At 40.4% G+C, this 14195-nt stretch carries 13 protein-coding genes and 1 pseudogene; 2 read left to right on the top strand and 12 right to left on the bottom strand.

All coding sequences use genetic code 11. From position 1 onward, the window contains the following. Positions 1–175 precede the first annotated feature (175 nt). Positions 176–1438 (top strand): NRAMP family divalent metal transporter, encoded by a 1263-nt coding sequence (locus HT715_RS02570; protein ID WP_054388107.1) that lies wholly within the window; start codon positions 176–178, stop codon positions 1436–1438. Positions 1439–1730: 292 nt separating this feature from the next. Here HT715_RS02570 and nrdI read toward each other — a convergent pair whose 3' ends face one another. The 5 genes from nrdI to HT715_RS02545 all read right to left on the bottom strand — a co-directional run bounded on the left by nrdI (position 1731) and on the right by HT715_RS02545 (position 6433). Further along, positions 1731–2201 (bottom strand): class Ib ribonucleoside-diphosphate reductase assembly flavoprotein NrdI, encoded by a 471-nt coding sequence (gene nrdI / locus HT715_RS02565; protein WP_023935560.1) that lies wholly within the window; start codon positions 2199–2201, stop codon positions 1731–1733. A gap of 77 nt (positions 2202–2278) precedes the next feature. Next, positions 2279–2812 carry a hypothetical protein gene (locus tag HT715_RS02560; protein ID WP_054388109.1) on the bottom strand — a complete coding sequence of 178 codons (534 nt, stop codon included), beginning with the start codon at positions 2810–2812 and terminating at the stop codon, positions 2279–2281. A 60-nt stretch (positions 2813–2872) separates the two neighbouring features. Continuing rightward, on the bottom strand, positions 2873–4159 hold the full coding sequence (locus HT715_RS02555) for a response regulator transcription factor (protein WP_054388111.1): 1287 nt from the start codon (positions 4157–4159) through the stop codon (positions 2873–2875). Between the two features lie 11 nt (positions 4160–4170). After that, entirely contained in the window at positions 4171–5841 is a 1671-nt protein-coding gene (locus tag HT715_RS02550; protein ID WP_081005425.1) for a sensor histidine kinase, read from the bottom strand. Further along, positions 5819–6433 (bottom strand): DUF624 domain-containing protein, encoded by a 615-nt coding sequence (locus HT715_RS02545; protein ID WP_023935553.1) that lies wholly within the window; start codon positions 6431–6433, stop codon positions 5819–5821. The genes HT715_RS02550 and HT715_RS02545 overlap by 23 nt, the downstream gene beginning before the upstream one ends. Positions 6434–6567: 134 nt before the next feature. Between HT715_RS02545 and HT715_RS02540 the strand changes: the two genes are divergently transcribed. Then, positions 6568–7137 (top strand): MptD family putative ECF transporter S component, encoded by a 570-nt coding sequence (locus tag HT715_RS02540; protein WP_000415698.1) that lies wholly within the window; start codon positions 6568–6570, stop codon positions 7135–7137. A gap of 195 nt (positions 7138–7332) precedes the next feature. Here the strand turns inward: HT715_RS02540 and HT715_RS02535 are convergent. The 7 genes and pseudogenes from HT715_RS02535 to HT715_RS02505 form a co-directional block, all read right to left on the bottom strand. Continuing rightward, positions 7333–7551 (bottom strand): annotated as a pseudogene (locus HT715_RS02535) (hypothetical protein); the annotation flags it as partial. 22 nt (positions 7552–7573) lie between these two features. Beyond that, positions 7574–8818, bottom strand: a complete 1245-nt coding sequence (locus HT715_RS02530) for a hypothetical protein (protein WP_054388112.1) — start codon at positions 8816–8818, stop codon at positions 7574–7576. 185 nt (positions 8819–9003) lie between these two features. Beyond that, positions 9004–9873, bottom strand: coding sequence for an Rgg/GadR/MutR family transcriptional regulator (locus HT715_RS02525; protein ID WP_054388120.1), 870 nt, complete (start codon positions 9871–9873; stop codon positions 9004–9006). A gap of 129 nt (positions 9874–10002) precedes the next feature. After that, on the bottom strand, positions 10003–10695 hold the full coding sequence (locus HT715_RS02520) for a methionine ABC transporter permease (protein ID WP_000444647.1): 693 nt from the start codon (positions 10693–10695) through the stop codon (positions 10003–10005). A gap of 1 nt (position 10696) precedes the next feature. After that, on the bottom strand, positions 10697–11758 hold the full coding sequence (locus HT715_RS02515; protein ID WP_054388114.1) for a methionine ABC transporter ATP-binding protein: 1062 nt from the start codon (positions 11756–11758) through the stop codon (positions 10697–10699). Beyond that, complete coding sequence (locus HT715_RS02510) at positions 11751–13124, bottom strand: M20/M25/M40 family metallo-hydrolase (protein WP_023941024.1); 1374 nt, start codon at positions 13122–13124, stop codon at positions 11751–11753. The genes HT715_RS02515 and HT715_RS02510 overlap by 8 nt, the downstream gene beginning before the upstream one ends. A 96-nt stretch (positions 13125–13220) precedes the next feature. Continuing rightward, positions 13221–14075: a MetQ/NlpA family ABC transporter substrate-binding protein gene (locus HT715_RS02505; protein WP_050207619.1), complete on the bottom strand. Its 855-nt coding sequence runs from the start codon at positions 14073–14075 to the stop codon at positions 13221–13223. Between the last annotated feature and the right edge of the window lie 120 nt (positions 14076–14195).

Genomic DNA, 14195 nt, shown 5'->3' with positions numbered 1-14195 from the left:
TTGAAGAGATTTTCGAAGAGTATTGCTATCATAGTAGTTATTTTCAGATCTTCTTTGTAAATTTTCTGTAATTTTCTATCTTTTTTCAAAATATTCTTGCATTTTCCCAAAGTTTTTTGTAGAATATAGATTACATATCCAGATTATTCTGAAAATTCAAAAAGGAGTATTTATCATGTCGCAAGCTATTTCCTTAAATCAATCAACCTGGACAAGTAAACTAAAAGCAATGGGACCTGGAATCCTAATGGCAACTGCCGCTGTTGGAGGTTCCCACATTGTATCTTCCACTCAAGCTGGCGGTTCTTACGGTTGGTCTCTACTTCTCTTGGTCATCTTAGCCAATGTCTTTAAATATCCATTTTTCCGTTTTGGTGCTGAATACACAGCTGATACTGGAAAGACTTTGGTTGAAGGTTATGCCGAAAAAGGAAAACTCTATCTCTGGATTTTCTTTATTCTCAATGTCTTTTCGGCTATGGTCAACACGGCTGGTGTTGCCATTCTGTGCTCAGCTATCATCGCCAGTGCCTTCCCAATGATTGGTCTTAGCATCACTCAGTGGTCCCTCATTCTCGTTGCCATCATTTGGGCTATGTTACTCTTTGGAGGCTACAAACTTTTAGACGGCATGGTCAAATGGATCATGTCAGCTTTGACCATTGCAACTGTTCTTGCAGTTATCATAGCAGCGGTCAAGCATCCAGAATACAGTTCTGATTTTGTCGAGAAGACACCTTGGCAAATGGCAGCTCTGCCCTTCATCGTCTCCCTCCTAGGATGGATGCCTGCTCCTATTGAAATTTCATCTATCAATTCACTTTGGTCAGCTGAAAAGAGAAAGACCGTCAACTTTAACAAAGAAGACGCTCTGTTTGACTTTAACACTGGTTATATTGGAACAGCTATCCTAGCCGTCTTCTTTGTGGCACTGGGAGCACTGATTCAGTATCCTACAGGGCAGGCGGTTGAAGCTGCTTCAGCCAAATACATCTCTCAATTCGTGGGCATGTATGCCTCTGTTCTTGGCGAATGGTCCCGTTACTTGATTACCTTTATTGCTTTCCTGTGTATCTTTGGAACAGTTATAACTGTTATCGATGGCTATTCTCGCGTTAATCAGGAATCTCTCCGACTGCTAATCAGTCAAAAAGAGGACAATCGTAAATCTTTGAACATCTGGATGACCATCACTGCTATCATCGGTATCGTCATTATCAAGTTCTTCGCTGGTCAGGTTTCAACCATGCTCCGCTTTGCCATGATTGGCTCTTTCCTGACAACACCTTTCTTTGCTCTTTTGAATTACGCCTTGGTAACGCGTGAAAACAAAAATCTTCCTTCTTGCCTCAAACACCTTGCCATTGCGGGATTGATTTTCCTCTTTGGCTTCGCCATCTTCTTTATCTACGCACTCGCAATCGGAAAAGCAGGGTAAGGGACAAGCGCGAGATGAAGATAAGGTTTCATTTCAAGAGAACATTCAGCAAATATTTCTATGATAAAAAGCATAAGAACAAGGTTTTGAAGACCTGAACTTATGCTTTTTTACGTTCTTAAAGACTGTTTATACTCAAAAAACAGTTGAACAACTTCAACCACCTCTTATAAGAACTTTATACTATTCGAGAATCTCTTCAAACCACGTCAGCTCTATCTGCAACCTCAAAGCTGTGCTTTGAGCAACCTGCGACTAGCTTCCTAGTTTGCTCTTTGATTTTCATTGAGTATTAATTCTCCTTTTCCAACTCATACAAATCTGCGATAATAGCTGCGACACGTTTGATATCTTCCAGCATGCCTCGCATTTCAAAGTCAGCCAATACAGGGAAGCCAAAGCGTTGACTGTATTGCTTGGCTGTTAGGCAGTATTGGTTATTAAAGTTACGATTTCCTGACCCAACCACACCAAAACACTTACTAGCATTGTTACCATAGGCAATAAAATCTCCCACCGGTGTCGTCAAAATCTCAACATCTCCGTTATCCACGCCATTCCCACCTTCGAGATAGGTCGGCAAAAAAGCGACATAGGGATGGTCCATTTCATAGAAATTTTTGCCTTCCTTGACCAAATCCTTGATATGAATCTTTTGAACCTCAATCCCTTTGTACTGGGACAAGAGATAGTCTTTCAAGCGCGTCACAAAACTTTCAGTGTTGCCACTCAAACTAATATAAACTAAAGAAATTGTCTTCATATGTACCTCCATGATTTTATTTTTAATCGAAAAAGAACTACCAAGATTGTAACTTGATAGCTCTTTTTTGTCAATACTTAAGCAAGATTTTCTGCTTCCTCTTCTTCTGCCAAGGCTTTCTGCTGACGCCATATCTTGTAGAAGACAAGGGCTAGGAAGAGAATATTGATGACGATAGAGAGAATGCTAACGGCTTGTGAAATAACACTGATCCCTAAACGCATGGTCTCATCGTGAACTAACTGCACAGCGTCCTGTAAACTAACATAGCCATAAATCGAACCAATAATGGCTAGCAAAACATAGCCGACATAAGTATAATTTGCATACTGCAAATTCTTACGAATAAGGAAGACAATCGCTACAACCACTAAAATAGCAGATAGCACAATCAAGGCCATATTAAAAATAGAATGAGTTGATTCTGCTACTCTATAGCTGTAATTGATGTTGTCTTCTAATTGCTGAGCACTGACCCCTGCAACTTGTTTCTGAGCGGCACGAAGGGCTTCTTTGCTAGGTAAGGGACTCAACATTCCAAACAGAGACATAGCTGAAATAAGGGCAGACAAGATTAGCAAGACCCATAGATAAATTGGTTTCTTTTTCATAATAGAACCTCCTGATAATATTATTCATATTATAGCACTTTTTGTAAAGGAATACAAATCTTACAGTATCGTTTCTACCTGTTTTCGGTAGGCTTTTGGCGATTTTCCGCACAATTTTCGGAAAACTTTATAGAAATATCCAAGGTTACTGTAACCAACAGCATAACAAATATCTTCGATACTATCACTGGTTGAAAGCAAGAGCTGCTGGGCAGCCTTAATGCGTTGTTTGTTTAGTAATTCTGCGAAGGTCGAATCGGTTTCTCGCTTAATCAACTGCCCTAGATAGACAGGATTGATAAAGAGGGCCTTACTGATATCCTTGAGGGAAAGCTCTTTTTGGTAATCACGACCAATGACTTCCAACACACTGACCACATTTTCATTCATACGGTATTGACCGAAAAAGCTGGTCAGAGTTTCCTTGATATAAGAAACCAATTCATCGAAGGATTGAATAGCATGAATCGTTTTGACAATGTCCGTCATATCATCAGCTTTGAGATGTTCAAACAAGTGAAAGACATCCATGACAAACTGGATAAAAAGCTGTTTGGTAATCGGAACACGGGGTGTATTTTCAAGAACCACCTTCTCCAAGAGGTTTAACTCTTCCACGATTTGATTGAGGTTCCCCTGAATGATAACCCTATAAATCGGTTCGTAATAGGCAAAGAGACTCTCAGACTGTTTTAAATTTACAGAACCGTAAAAGAGGGCTTTCTCAGCATTCAGCTTCCAGCGTTCAAAGTGTTCTTGATAGGGAGCTTCAAAGGGAGTAACGACTAAACCATCTAGGGGTTGATCAGAAATAAAAATCTGCCAGTCTTGACCCAAGACATAGTAGGGAATGGTGAAGGAACCTTGTTTTTCCTTGGATAGACCTATCCACCAATTCTCCTTATCCCCTAAATAACTAACAAATCCAGCCTCGTCTAATTCTTGACTAAGAGTCTGACTTTTCTTTCCTCTCTCGCCGAGCTGACCTGCAATCTTCTCCAGCAGATTTCCTAACTCTACCTTATCAACAGGCTTGACCAGATAGTCCACCACACTAAGATTCATAGCTCTTTTTACATAATCAAACTCCTGATAACCTGAGAGCAGGATATAGGCAGTATCTGGTAAGATTTCTTTCATCTCCCGAATCATATCAAGCCCTGTTTTGTCGGGCATATTGACATCTGAAATGATGACATCGACGGGATTGTTCTGAACATATTCTAGGGCTTCATCGGCATGACTGGCTGTTGCGACAACCTCCATATCCCACTTATCAAAGGGGATCAAACGTTTCAGACCTTCTGTCACCATGTACTCATCATCTACTAATAATACTTTATACATTTTCTCCCTTTCTACTCATCTTGAATTGTAATACGATACTGAACACCTGCTTGCTCTGCAGACTCTATAGTAATGGCATAGCGGTCTCCAAAATAGAGCACAAAACGCTCATGTACATTTGCAATCCCGATAGACTGCCTTTTCGCACTATAGCTGGCTTGATGTTCAAAATGTCTCTGATTTAATTTTTCTCGGATATTTGCCAGCTTTTCAGCCGACATTCCACGGCCATTATCGACCACTAAAATTTCCACAAAACCATCCTGTTTAAGCGCTTTGATGCTAATCACATTATCTGTCCGCCTGTGGTCAACACCATGCGCAAAATAATTTTCTACCAGCGGTTGCAAGGTAAACTTGGGAATCTTCATATTCTCTAACTCTGGATCTATCTTGAAACCATAGGCAATGGACTTGGGATAGCGAACCATGCAGAGATAGCTGTATTTACGGCAAAATTCTAATTCCTGTTTGAGAAGAGTTTCTCTTTCGTCAGAAATATTGTTCCGCAAGAGACTACTGAATTCATAAATGATATCTGCCAACTCATCTTGACTCTGCATAACTGCATACATGCGCAAGAACTCCAGCGTATTATACATAAAATGAGGATTGATTTGCGCCTGCAAGGCTCGCATATTGGCATCTTTTTGACTAAGTTCTAACTGGTAAATATCATGGATGTTCTTTTCCAATCGATCCAACATATCATTGGTCGTCTCCGCGATTAGGAGTAATTCCTGATCTTTTTCGGAAATGTCAATCCGACGCCCCTCTTCGCCTTGAGCAATGACTTGAATGGATTCCACTAAATCCACTACCTGCTTTTGGTAATTAGCAAAAGTCTGCCTCAAAGTCAGATAAAGAATGATAATAAAGAGAAGGCTCAAGCCCACAATCAAAGCAGAGCTAGTCACTGTTCCTTGTAAAACAAAGTTTTTGGGAACTGCCACCTGAACCTGATATCCATGAGAGGTTAAGCCAACTAGCCAATTTTCACTCTCCTTATCAACTGTTTCACCAATATGAAAAATCTCCGTATCAAAAGGTGAGGTCACTGTTACTGCCATCGGAGTATGACCTCTAGTATTATCAATGGCATGGTATAAAACAGCAGGATCCAAGGAGATGTAAATCACTCCTAAGTCTTGATCTGACACTGGATCTGACACCGGAATGGCAAAACTATTTCCTGCTGGTTTGAAATCCTCAGCCCTGATTTTTTCTCCACTACGTTTGTCTTTAGTAGAAACATAGACTTCCTTGTAATCTTGAAAAGCAATGGCCACTCCAGTTACAAAATCATTTCGAACATAGAGGTCATCAACATTTTCATGCAGAGAAACTGATACATAAGGCGAAGCTTTCCGCTCTAATTGCCAGTAAAAATAGTCTGGCATGCTAAGGCTAAAGTATTTATAGATTCCCTCAATACGAGCTTGATTTTCAACTAAAGCCTGAGCTATCTGGGTTGATTCTCTATGGTAATATTCAATTTCACTCACTGTTCTAGCAGTTACACGCTGGGCTACTCTCTGGGCTTCCTTTTCCCGTGAATCCCAGTCAGCGTAAGAGAGTAAGATTGCAAAACTCGCAATAATAATGATCATCACTGAACTGTAGGTTCGCAGAAGCGTATGTAGCCAAAACTGCTTCATCCTACTTTGTCGCCAATTTTTCATGGATACTTTCATAGACCGGTTCCAACATATCACTGATAAAGAAATGCCACATCCCAATTCCTACAAAGAAAAGCAGAGCAGGCATATAGTAACCAATTGCTACAAGTAGCACGGTCCCAAGGAGAACCTTGACCACAGCTGCTAGGCTCATAAAGATGCCAATCAAGGATAGTTTGAGGCTATTTCGATAGGACAAATCAAAATAAACTTGTAATTTCAAAGATACTGTATAAGCCAAAAAGATCAGGGCAACTACTAGAACATTTAAAAAGGTCGCAATCAAATGAACAATGGTCTGATGAGGCAATTGTACCAAGAGATACAGGCCATAAACCAAAACTAGATCCACTCCTAGAAAGCTATAGAAAATCAGGTTGCTTGAGACAAAATTTTGCTTATAAAGAGACCAGGCCTCCTTCAAACTGTATTCCCGAAAGCTATAACCATGTTCTGCATATAGGCTCATCAAGGTGGCACTAGCAGGCGCTAGACCAAGGATAATCCCTCCCACCAAGGTTAATAGCCAAAAGAAGGCTGTCGCAATCATCCCTAAAAAGAAACGATTAAAGACAAAGTCTAAAAATCTCCCCATGATATCCTCCTAAAAATAACTATGAAACTATTATATCATATTTCAAGCGTTTTCAAAAACTTCTAGTATCCATTTACAATCCCATCAAACCATGGTAAAATGAGAATTGTGAAAAAATGATCAGGAGACAATTCATGGAAAAATCTATCTTAACTACACTGCTTTTTGCAGTTCTTTACTTCCTCTGCATGGGGATTGGTGTTCTTTTGGGCAATCTCCTTGACCAAACTGGAAACATGTTTTATGCGCCTGCTTTTACTGCCCTTGTCGGCGGTAGCGTCTATATGATTCTAGTCGCAAAAGTTCCGCGCTTTGGAGCCGTTACCACTATCGGTCTTGTTATTGCTCTCTTTTTCTTGGGAACTAAACACGGTGCCGGTGCCTTCCTTCCTGGAATTATCTGTGGGCTGCTAGCAGATGGAGTAGCTAACCTCGGAAAATACAAGAACCAAACTAAGAATTTCCTTTCTTTCATACTCTTTGCCTTTAGCACAGCAGGACCAATCTTACTCATGTGGATTGCACCCCAAGCCTATATGGCAACCCTTCTAGCAAGAGGAAAATCGCAAGAATATATCGACCGTATCATGGTTGCGCCAAACCCTGGAACTGTCCTTCTATTTATCGCAAGTATTGTCATCGGAGCCCTAGTGGGTGCCTTGATTGGACAAGCCTTGAGTAAAAAATTTGCACAGAAAATCTGATTAGTTAAAAAGAGCCAGGCGGCTCTTTTTTATTTATGGCTCAAGACTTGGTCAAGAAGTCTCCCAAGAATTGATACTCTTCGAAAATCTCTTCAAACCACGTCAACGTCGCCTTGCCGTAGGTATATGTAACTGACTTCGTCAGTCTTATCTCCAACCTCAAAACAGTGTTTTGAGCAACCTGCGGCTAGTTTCCTACTTTGCTCTTTGATTTTCATTGAGTATGAATTTAAAGATAATCAAAATGATAATGATGGTTGCCAAGATAGTTTTATCGTGATTGTAGCGGTTAAATCCATAAGCGATGACTACGTTACCAATACCGCCAGCTCCAACCGCACCGGCCATAGCTGTTTCCCCAACAAGGGAAATCAAGGTCACAGTCGTCACACGGATCAAATCTGGAAGACCTTCTAGTAAGCCTGATTTGCCTAGGTTAAACTTTTTTACCTGAAAAACTTCTTTTTTCTAGTGGTAAAATCAACCCTATCACACTCACTACCAAAAATACCCACCAACAAAGCCTGATATCTTGCAAAGCTAAGAAGGAAAATACAGACATCCCCAAAGGTAATGTTAGGGAAACAATCATACTCAAGAGATTATTACTTCGAGCTAATACATCCGCGCTCAAATTAGACAATAACAGAGTATCTAATTTAGGCATTGATTTCGACATCAAATACATGACAAAGGTTAAGCAGGCAACACCTACTAGAGGAGAAAAATCTAAAATATTAGCAGTAGCAAGCAAGACAAACAGACTTGCATTGAGCGATAGCAAACTTGAAAACGACAATTTCCCAAAATAATCATTGGGGGTTAGGCTACCAAGAATAGCTCCTCCCAAGCTAACACATTCAATTAAAAATAGGGCTTGAGCATAGCTGAGATGATAGATAGTATGGTCTAATAAGTAAAAGTGATAAATACCTCCAACAGCTCCTCCCAAAGTATTCATTACCAAAATGACAAGGATCATTTTAAACAAAGATTTACTTTCTCTTTGCCTAAAGATATCATCCATGTCCGCATAGATTGCCTTAACTTGTTGAAGTAAACTAATCGACTCATTCTCTACCGTTACAGACAAATACGTCAATTCTCTTCTATTTTTGAACAAAATAAGAGAAGATAGTAAAAAGAAGCCAGCATTCACAATTGCAACAAAAGAAAAATTTTGATTGCTGGTTGTGAGTAACCACACTCCTAAGGCTTGACCTCCTAGATTTGATAAATAGGAGACAAACTGAGTAAAGGAATAAGCTTCATAGAGCTTATCTTCCGAAATATTATGCTGGATAATCGGCATACGAAGGCCTGCTGTATAATCTGATAAAATATCCGAACAGATATTAACCATACAGATAACAGCAAACGTTACGAAGTTCTGATCATGAATCACACTAGCAATCAAAAGAAATAGGAGACTTTGCACACAACCAACCCAGATAATTGTCCCTGCTTTATTCCGAGTATGATCCGCCTTAATCCCAACATAAAAAGTAAATAGGAAAGGTAAAATCGTAATCATATTCGCCATAAATACAGCTATATTTTTAAAGGGTAGACTCGCAGCATAAACGATAAATACCAGATTATAAATATAAGCTCCACTTGAGCTCAAAAACCTCGATAAGGTCAGTATTCTAAATAAATGATGTCTTAAGAATAGTTTCATAACAGGCCTTTCTCCATATTTCAAAGAGTATTCTATTGAAGCCAGTATAACAAAAAAAGCGGGACTCCCCACTTTTTTGTAATATATTTTTTCTGAAAATAGGAACTCTAGCTCCTAGATACTGCTATTTATCACTCCATCTACAAATCCATTTATTTTTCATCAGTCGATGTAACGAGAATATATTACAAATCTTTATTTGAAAGCTGATTTGCAAAATAGTTTTCATAGTATCTTGCACCATCTACATACTCTAAATCTTGTAAGATTGTAATGCCTCTCTGGATTTTCTCAAGACCCTTATTTTTTACATTAAAAATAGTATCATAATACCCTTTAGCAATCATATAAATGATTTTAAGATAAGCTTGAGATTCTGGCAATTCTCGTTTTTCAATCTGAAAGATAAAATAATCTGCTTTTAATTTATCCTTTTCCTCTATCGCTTTAAAGAGTCCATTAATTAAAATGGTGTCAATACCAACTTTGTTACTAGGTAAAGAGCCTAATAAATCCGTCTTTTGTAACATCTCCCTAGAATATTTAAAATAGAGGGGCAGAGGAAACAAAGTAGAAATCGTTGAAAATAGTTCCAATTCATAATTTCCCCAGATGTCAATAGTAAAAAAATAGTCATAGAGAAAAGTCAGTTCTTCATCCGTTGCCCTTATTTTTGAATCAAAAAACACAAGAAGGCTTTTGATACGAATCATTTGTAAAAGATAGCTTGTTTCACCACTTGACCTATACTTTTGAGTCATCTCTTCATACAAGGAATGGAGAGAATCAATCCCTTCTCTGTCATATAGATCCCAAAGATTTTCTTGAAAAGCCAGAACCTTTTTCTGAGAAAAACCACGTACCAAGTACATAAATTCATTCAAATCAGAGTGGATGTTATCTAAGGCAGTAATCAATTTCATAGATGATAGGTCTGCTTCTCCACGCTCAAATTTGCTCAACATGGAATAAGTAAACTCTCCTCCCGTCGCCTCCTGTAGAGATACATTCCGACTCTTTCTCAATTCTTTAAAAACTTCTCCCAGATTTTGCATATTGACTCCCCACAATTCTTAACTCTTTTACTCATAAAAGTAACGGTTGATAGCAACCAGTACAGAGAATTTTAAGTCTTGACTATAACGATAACTCCTATGAATGATGTACAGATTGCCTAATTCTCTTTATTTATGGCTCAATTTCTTAGTCAAGAAATCTCCCAAGAATTGGATTGCAAAGATAATCAAAATGATAATGATGGTTGCCAAGATAGTCACATCGTGATTGTAACGGTTAAATCCATAAGCGATGGCTACGTTACCAATACCGCCGGCTCCAACCGCACCAGCCATAGCTGTTTCCCCAACAAGAGAAATCAAGGTCACAGTTGTCACGCGGATCAAGTCTGGAAGACCTTCTGATAGGTAAACACCCACGATGTCCCAGAAAGTCGCTCCGCTAGCTTGAGCCGCCTCAATGACACCACCATCTAGCTCAGCCAAGACAACCTGCACTTGACGGGCAAAGAAGGCAAAGACTGCAAAAGATAGGGGTACGATAGCTGCATTTGGACCAATGCTTGTTCCTACGATTAGATGAGAGAAGGGTGACAAGACTGCCAAGAGAATGATAAATGGTACCGCACGGAAAATGGAAGTAATCTTATCTAAAATCCAGAAGACGACTTTATTCTCCAAGACACCACCTGGCGCTGTCAAGACGAGAAAGAGACCTGCCACTAGCCCCAAGAAGCCTCCGATAATGAAGGAAAGAACTGTCATATAAAGAGTTAAGTAGATAGCCGTTCCCCAGCCTGCCTGACCAGCCCAGCCCATCTTATAGACATTTGGTAAATAGGTTTGAATCAATGATTCCATCTTACTGTACTCCCTTCAATACTTTTAGTTGTACACCTGCTTGACGAATGGCTTCTTGGGCACCTGCCAAGGCTGCTTTTTCACCTGACAAGACCACCACCAATTCTCCAACAGGAGTACCATCGAGAATTTCGATATTCCCATAGAGAATATTAGCCATTACTTGGTAATGCTTGTACAATTCATTCAAAAGTGGCTCGTCTGTTGAAGCTCCAGCGTACTTGAGTTGCACCAAGAGACTGTTTTCAGACAAGTGTTCCACGATTTCTTGCTTCTCGATTTTGACCATGGCTTCGTCAATACCTGTAGCTGTTGAGATAAAGTCTTGAGTCAAAGGTTGTTTAGGGTCTGAGAAGATTTCAAGCACACTACCCTCTTCAATCAAATGCCCATCCTGCATAACCGCCACACGGTTGGCAATGTCTTTGACAATCTGCATTTCATGCGTAATCAAGACAACAGTCAAGCCTAATTTTTGGTTCAAATCTTGCAACAAGGCCAAAATCTGCTTGGTTGTCTTCGGATCAAGGGCAGAAGTTGACTCGTCTGAAATCAAGATTTTTGGATCATTTGCCAAGGCACGCGCAATAGCCACACGCTGTTTTTGCCCTCCAGATAGTTGTGAAGGGTAGTTTTCAGCACGATCTGCCAAACCAACCAAGTCCAACAACTTAGCTACTTTAGCCTTCTTTTCTTCCTTGCTGAGTCCAGAGTGTTTGAGGGCAAAGGCTACATTCTCCTCTGCTGTCTTTTGGCTCATCAGGTTAAAATGCTGGAAAATCATCCCGATATCTTGACGTTTACGACGCAACTGCTCTGCCGTCAAGGTGACCTTACCATCAAAAATCACATCGTCGTCAATGGTAATTTTCCCTGCAGATGGTTTTTGCAAGAGGTTAATCACCCGTACAAGGGTTGATTTCCCTGCTCCAGAATATCCAACGATTCCGTAGATATCCCCTTCTTGGATGTGAATGGTCACATCCTTAACCGCTGTGATGCTTCTCTTCTTTTGGTGAAAAGTCACATCAATCTGATCTAACTTGATAATATCTCTACTCATAGCTTCTAATCAGCTCCTCTACTAATTCAATATGGGTGTAATAATCGGCGATTCGCACATTTTCATCTCCACCGTGGTCTCGACTATTGGCATTTCCTAGACCGAAGGCCACCATTGGCACCTCTAGGGCATCAAAGACCGTATGCATAGGTCCTGTCCCCGCTGTCGTCGGCAAGACTGAAACGCCCTGTGGATAGAATTTCTTGGCCAACTCGATCACATTGAGAATGGCTGGTGCGCTCATATCGCTTCGATAGCTCATCTCTCCCAAGGTATAGTATAATTCTACCTTATCAAAGCCATTTTTGTCTAGCTGTTTCCGAATTTTTTCCAGAACATCATGCGGTTCTAAGCCCGGAACCAGACGAACCTCTAGCTTGGCACTGGCTTCTGCAGGCAAAATAGTCTTAACCCCTTGCCCTTGATAACCAGACTGGATTCCTTCGATATTAAGCGCTGGCTCGAAAAAGAAACGTTCTAGAAAGGCCATCCGCTCTTCCTGTAAGAGAGGCAACTCCAAGCCATAGATCCGACTAACTTCCTCTGGGTTTCGTTGACCATAAGTTTCTAGCAAGGCCATTTCTCGTTCATTTGGCTCTTGCACTTCTTCGTACAAGCCTTCAACCAAGATACGGCCATCTGCAGCGCGAAGAGACTGTAGGGCTTGAAGGAGGTACCAGGGAGCTGATTCCACAACCCCACCATAACTCGAATGGATATCCACATCAGCACTTTTTACCTTGGCATCAAAGGTCACAATCCCCTTATTTCCACCAGAAATTTCTAGCTGTTCCAAGGCATTTTTGGTTCCTTGTTCCCAGACCAACAAATCCGCCCCACGGAGTTTATCCGCATGTTTTTCTAAATACTTATCTAGGTCTGTCGAAGCGGATTCCTCCGCACCCTCCATGATAAAACTGATATTGACAGGCAGATCATCATGGTGCTGCATGTATTTTCTCAAAGCACTCAAACGAGCTGTGATATGACCCTTATCATCGTCAACCCCACGCCCATACATAAAGCCATTGCGGACCGAAAGCGTAAAGGGATCCTCTGTCCAGACCTGATCTCCGTCCGCTGGCACAGTGTCATAGTGGTTATAGAAAATCAGGGTCTTGGCATCTGGACGCGAACTCTTGAAATGCGCCATGACAAAAGGCGCCGTATAAGTCTCATCAATCTCCACTTCAGCCCCAACACGCTTGAAAATCTCACCCAGATAGTTGGCAACCTCTTTAAGACCCACCTGTTGGGCAAAGACCGACTTCTTAGAAATCAAGGTACGCAAAACCTCAAAATAATGCTGGGCTACATGATCCTTTTCAAATTTTTCAATCTGTTCTTGTTCACTAGGAAAAACCATATTCTCTCTACCTTTCTATGAACTACTCTTCCTGACAATCCATGCTCTATACAAAAGCAAGAGGTGGAATTTTCTCTCCCACCTCCCTGTTTCTTATTACCAAACTGGTTGATCCAAACCGTCTGATGTTTCTTCGATAACTTTTTTCACGTCATCTGTGTGGTAAGCTGCGATTACTTTCTTGATAGCATCAGCCTTAGGTGATGTTTCCCAATCTTTTTTCGCAACGATGATGTTGTACCATTGTTTTGAGTTTTCATCAGCTTGTTCTTTGAAAAGTGCTTTCTTGTAGTCCAATTTTGCTTCTGTAACGAAGGTATTGTTTACAACGGCAGCGTCAACTGATGACAATGAACGAGCTGTTTGGCTAGCGTCCAATTCAGTGATTTTCAAGTTCTTTGGATTTTCTTTGATGTTGGCAACTGTTGCAAGAGCAGTTCCAGAAACATCCAATTTAATCAAGCCAGCTGATTGAAGCAAGTAAAGCGCACGGCTTTCGTTTGTAGCATCGTTTGGTACAGCGATTTCTCCATTTGCTGGGATGTCTTCTACTTTAGTGTACTTGTTGTCACTTCCATTCAAACCTGAGTAAAGGCGGATTGGAGAGATGTAAGTATCAGCAATCGCTACAAGGTCTTTTCCGTTTTCTTTGTTCCAGTTGTTCAAGAAGTTATAGTGTTGGAAAGCGTTCAAGTCTACTTCGCCATCAGCAGTTGCCTTGTTTGGTTGTGAGTAGTCTGTGAACTCTGTAAATTCCAAAGTGATACCGTCTTTTTTAACCAATTCTTGAACTTTATCCCAACGAGCTTCTTCAGAACCGCTACGGTTAACAGTTGCGATTTTGATAGTTGTTGCATTGTCTGCTTTCTTTTCTGAGTTTCCGCAAGCTGCAAGAGCCAAACCTGCGACTGTAGCAAGGGCTGCTAGGCCAAGCCATTTTTTAATTTTCATGATTCTTTCTCCTTAAAAATAATACCGTACTAGTATCTCACAATTTGTTTGATTTCACAAATTGTTATTAGATAGCCAGATATATAGTTTAAAACTATATCCCTAAAAACTGAGAAATCA

The organism is Streptococcus sp. 4155, from assembly GCF_013276695.1.
In the GTDB taxonomy this organism is placed as follows: Bacteria; Bacillota; Bacilli; order Lactobacillales; family Streptococcaceae; genus Streptococcus; species Streptococcus pseudopneumoniae.
The sequence above is the reverse complement of the archived record's forward strand: the minus strand, read 5'-3'. Positions and strand labels throughout refer to the sequence as shown.

What these genes read in the sequence shown, in the direction of transcription:
- HT715_RS02570 (WP_054388107.1), top strand. Translation starts at nt 176, where the DNA reads ATGTCGCAAGCTATTTCCTTAAATCAATCAACCTGGACAAGTAAACTA.
- nrdI (WP_023935560.1), bottom strand. Translation starts at nt 2,201, where the DNA reads ATGAAGACAATTTCTTTAGTTTATATTAGTTTGAGTGGCAACACTGAA.
- HT715_RS02560 (WP_054388109.1), bottom strand. Translation starts at nt 2,812, where the DNA reads ATGAAAAAGAAACCAATTTATCTATGGGTCTTGCTAATCTTGTCTGCC.
- HT715_RS02555 (WP_054388111.1), bottom strand. Translation starts at nt 4,159, where the DNA reads ATGTATAAAGTATTATTAGTAGATGATGAGTACATGGTGACAGAAGGT.
- HT715_RS02550 (WP_081005425.1), bottom strand. Translation starts at nt 5,841, where the DNA reads ATGAAAAATTGGCGACAAAGTAGGATGAAGCAGTTTTGGCTACATACG.
- HT715_RS02545 (WP_023935553.1), bottom strand. Translation starts at nt 6,433, where the DNA reads ATGGGGAGATTTTTAGACTTTGTCTTTAATCGTTTCTTTTTAGGGATG.
- HT715_RS02540 (WP_000415698.1), top strand. Translation starts at nt 6,568, where the DNA reads ATGGAAAAATCTATCTTAACTACACTGCTTTTTGCAGTTCTTTACTTC.
- HT715_RS02530 (WP_054388112.1), bottom strand. Translation starts at nt 8,818, where the DNA reads ATGAAACTATTCTTAAGACATCATTTATTTAGAATACTGACCTTATCG.
- HT715_RS02525 (WP_054388120.1), bottom strand. Translation starts at nt 9,873, where the DNA reads ATGCAAAATCTGGGAGAAGTTTTTAAAGAATTGAGAAAGAGTCGGAAT.
- HT715_RS02520 (WP_000444647.1), bottom strand. Translation starts at nt 10,695, where the DNA reads ATGGAATCATTGATTCAAACCTATTTACCAAATGTCTATAAGATGGGC.
- HT715_RS02515 (WP_054388114.1), bottom strand. Translation starts at nt 11,758, where the DNA reads ATGAGTAGAGATATTATCAAGTTAGATCAGATTGATGTGACTTTTCAC.
- HT715_RS02510 (WP_023941024.1), bottom strand. Translation starts at nt 13,124, where the DNA reads ATGGTTTTTCCTAGTGAACAAGAACAGATTGAAAAATTTGAAAAGGAT.
- HT715_RS02505 (WP_050207619.1), bottom strand. Translation starts at nt 14,075, where the DNA reads ATGAAAATTAAAAAATGGCTTGGCCTAGCAGCCCTTGCTACAGTCGCA.